The sequence below is a fragment of the uncultured Rhodoblastus sp. genome (assembly GCF_903903185.1).
GTDB lineage: Bacteria > Pseudomonadota > Alphaproteobacteria > Rhizobiales > Beijerinckiaceae > Rhodoblastus.
Map to the genome: position 1 here is coordinate 1 of NZ_CAIUXT010000148.1, position 2197 is coordinate 2197.

At 58.0% G+C, this 2197-nt stretch carries 2 protein-coding genes and 1 pseudogene; all 3 read right to left on the minus strand.

From position 1 onward, the window contains the following. The coding region (locus tag QZY01_RS13805; protein ID WP_294537958.1) for a transposase at positions 1-227 on the minus strand (227 nt) is incomplete at its 3' end. A gap of 127 nt (positions 228-354) precedes the next feature. After that, complete coding sequence (locus tag QZY01_RS13810) at positions 355-1071, minus strand: MgtC/SapB family protein (RefSeq protein ID WP_294537960.1); 717 nt, start codon at positions 1069-1071, stop codon at positions 355-357. A 402-nt stretch (positions 1072-1473) separates the two neighbouring features. Beyond that, positions 1474-1748 (minus strand): annotated as a pseudogene (locus tag QZY01_RS13815) (ISAzo13 family transposase); the annotation flags it as partial. Positions 1749-2197 lie beyond the last annotated feature (449 nt).

Here is a 2197-nt window from a genome sequence, read left to right on the forward strand (position 1 = left end):
AAGATCGTGCCGGCAGTGACGGATGTCTGGCGGCCGCAAAAAGCGCACTCATAAGTGAACGGCTTGGAGTCGAGCGCCCAAGCTTTGGCGCTTTGGCACTTTGGACAGACGAAGCCAGTGGGCCAGCGCTTTTCGAAGAGGTGGCGGGCGCAGGCCGCGTTGTCGGGAAACCGCTTAGCAAAAGCGGTTCGAGACATAGGGCGGTCGTTTTTCCAGCGGCTCGACATAGGAACAAAATAGGAACATTTCAGCAGGGCGTCAAGGCCGCTGGCCGCTACCTATAGGCGGACCTGAGTCAAAGGGATAAGCCACTTTCCCCTTTTTGGCTCTGCTTTGCAGACAGCACCGCGCTCGTCATTCTGGTGAAATGGGGAGCCTCCAACTTGCGGAAAAGATGCTCGGCGAAAGGCTGAGCTCACCGACTAAACTCTCGACGACCGCGTCATCGTCTCTGACGCTGAAAACGACGGCCTCGACTTCGACATTCCCGGGGTCTTTCAAGGCATGGCTCTCGAGGCTGTGAAGTCGGAGCTTTCGCGATGTGATCGCCTGGAGGAGCATAGTTCGCACGAGCGCCTCCTCGCTGGCGGAGCATTTGAGTTCGATGATGTAGTAGCGCTCGTCAATCTCATATTCTGGGACATATTGATTGAGGATTTTACTCAGTCTCGGCGACACGAGATTTACGATAACCACGAAGAAAGTCGTCTCAGTCGCCGCGATCGTATAGCCGTAACCGACCAGCACGCCGACGGCGCCTGTCGCCCAGATCGTGGCCGCCCCAGACAGACCGCGGACATTCAGTCCGTCCCGCATGATGAGCCCGGCGCCAAGGAAGCCGATTCCGGTCACGACCTGACCGCCCAGACGCACGTCCGTGCTCTGATCGAGCAGTGTGGTGAGCGAAGTGAAAGCCGCGGCTCCCAATGCGACGAGTGCATGCGTGTTGAGACCAGTATGTCTCTGTCGCAACTGGCGCTCGACGCCGATCGCCATGCCCAGTAGCAGCGCGACGATCAGCCGGGGCGCGATTGCGTAGGCGTCGGAATCGGCTGAGAAGATATTCTGCATGCGAACCGCCGGCGCGGACCCGAGGAAATTGAGCGAAAGGCCGGAGTCGATCCGAGAAGCTAGGGAGCGATTCCCATTCTGACCGGCGCTATCCGTCGTCCCCCTCTACTTTTCATCGCTACCGCGGTTTGTCAAACCGCGCGTGTCCTGGCGCTTGCGCATCGCGATCATGTCGCGATCGTTGTTTTTTCCTTATAAAGCAGTGTAGAGTTGAAGGACAACGCGTTCGCTGCGGCCGTACGCCCGCTCGTCCGCCGGGTAGGCCTCACATCCGCTTCTTGTCGGTTGGGTCCCGGGTTGCTACTCGCTTCCTTCAGACCCCGTCTCGCGACGACGCCCTCGCGCTTCAATAACTTTTGGCCGCCATCAGGCTTAGGCGATGCGACGAAATAACCGCTCCATTTACGGCGACTTCTTCTGTCGTGGTGCGATGTTGTAATTCCATTCGGGATGGAACGGATCGTGCGTGATGTTAAGGGCGCGCATTTCGTCGTCGCTCACCTTCACGCCTTGGCATAGCTGTTTTCATCGAGTTCACAGCGCACCGTCAAACCGGTCTTGGTGGTCGTGGCGGCGATCAGTTCGACGATCGCGAGGCGGCTCGTCAATGGCTGACCGCGCCAGTTTTGCGTGATGTGGCAGAACAGGCGATGCTCGATCTTGTTCCATTGTGTGCCGCAGAAACATATGACGAAAGGATTAATGGCTAGAATCATATGGAAGCTGATTGAAAGATGATGGTTGGCCCATCGGCATCGACTTTCAGGAGTAGGTGTCAAACCACGCCAAGCCGCTGCGGTTAAGAGACGTGGTGGTGAGCGTTGGGTCTAAAGTGCGGGGAATACCCGTGCTGGTAGGTGTCAGAGAGACGAGCGCGAGCAAACCTTCCGCTGACGCGTCGTTAGGATCAAGTTGTCGTCGAAACCAGAGGCGAGTGGAACTTCTGGGAGAAGCCTGCCGGGAGCCCTGATTACTGGGCAGGCGGCGACCGGCGTAAAGGGGGCGTGAATCTGACACAGGCTTTCAAACGGAACTGCGGGAACCAGTCGCTCCAATGCCAAGGGAGAAGTGCAAGTGGTTGAAGCCATGAGGCGAGCGTACCGATGTGGAGCACTGGGACGGACCG